The sequence below is a fragment of the Burkholderia sp. Ac-20392 genome (assembly GCF_017104585.1).
Classification (GTDB): Bacteria; Pseudomonadota; Gammaproteobacteria; order Burkholderiales; family Burkholderiaceae; genus Burkholderia; species Burkholderia lata.
The window spans coordinates 1-810 of the sequence record NZ_JAAGPB010001118.1; the positions used below are offsets into that span (position 1 = coordinate 1).

Sequence of the window (810 nt, forward strand, 5' to 3'; positions counted from 1 at the left end):
CGCTGGCCGCGTGCGATCTCGACAAGATCGGGATGCCCGGCAAGCGGGTGGCGGCACTGACGGGCGTGGCGCGCGCGGTGGCGGCCGGCGACGTGCCGGTCGATCGCGAGCACGCCGATCTCCCGACGCTGCGCAGTGCGTGGCTCGATCTGCCCGGAATCGGCCCGTGGACCGTCGAATACATCGCGATGCGCGCATGGCGCGATCCGGACGCATGGCCGGCCTCCGATCTCGTGCTGATGCAGTCGATCGCCGCGCGCGATCCGGCGCTCGACCGGCTCGCGACCCAGAAGCACCGGACCGAAGGCTGGCGGCCTTGGCGCGCTTACGCGGCGCTGCATTTGTGGAACGAAGTGGCCGACCGGGCGGGCGGCGCGCGCGGCGGGTGAGGGCGGCTGGAGATCGCTGAGGCTCGCGACCGGGTGCGACCTGATGCGGCGGCGATGCAACCTGTTGCGGAGGTCGTGCCGACACGTGCAGCCTAACTGCCGGACGCCGGACGCCGGACGCCGGACGCCGGACGCCGGACGCCGGACGCCGGACGCCGGACACCCGACACCCGACACCCGACACCCGACACCCGACACCCGACACCCGACACCCGACACCCGACACCCGACACCAACCGTCACGGCAATTCCGCGCATCGGTCGTCGGCAGGAGGCCGGGCGCGCGATGCCCACTTACCCTTCTTTCCGCGGTCGATTTGGCGGCGCGGTTGCACCTGCCGCCACCCGTCCGCGCGTCACCTTCCATCGGACGAATTCGCGTAACCGGCGTGCCCGTTGCTGCCGACTGGAACCGGTCGCA

General features: G+C 72.1%; 1 pseudogene. It reads left to right on the top strand.

What is annotated here, in order from left to right:
• Positions 1 to 389: pseudogene (locus G3N99_RS41140) on the top strand (DNA-3-methyladenine glycosylase 2 family protein); the annotation flags it as partial.
• Between the last annotated feature and the right edge of the window lie 421 nt (positions 390 to 810).